At 34.4% G+C, this 334-nt stretch carries 1 protein-coding gene; it reads left to right on the top strand.

All coding sequences use genetic code 11. The features are described 5' to 3' along the window. Positions 1 to 97: 97 nt before the first annotated feature. On the top strand, positions 98 to 334 hold a 237-nt coding region (locus tag P8V03_RS19130), incomplete at its 3' end, for a transposase (protein ID WP_487286269.1).

The following is a 334-nucleotide window of genomic DNA, read 5'->3' as shown; positions in this document are numbered from 1 at the left end:
GATGGAGCTGTCGCACTAAAAATAGTGCGACAGCTTTTCGCATAAAAAAATAAATCTCCCACTCGGAAGAGTGGAAGATTTATAGTAAAATTAACGTATGGCAAAATACATTAATTTACACAAAAATTATACTTCAAATCGTGGAAATTATCAATTAAAACTTCCACTAAATATTGAGTACATGATTTCCAATAATGATTCGGTGCGTTTGCTAAGTCAGTTTGTAGAGGAGATGGATTTAACAGATTTATACTCGACTTATTCCCGATTAAGGGAAAATCAGGCTACGCCTCGTCAGATGCTGAAGGTTGTACTTTATTCTTACATGAATCAC

The organism is Clostridium tanneri (genome assembly GCF_033659955.1).
GTDB lineage: Bacteria > Bacillota > Clostridia > Clostridiales > Clostridiaceae > Clostridium_AM > Clostridium_AM tanneri.
This window is presented reverse-complemented; position numbering and strand designations above follow the sequence as displayed.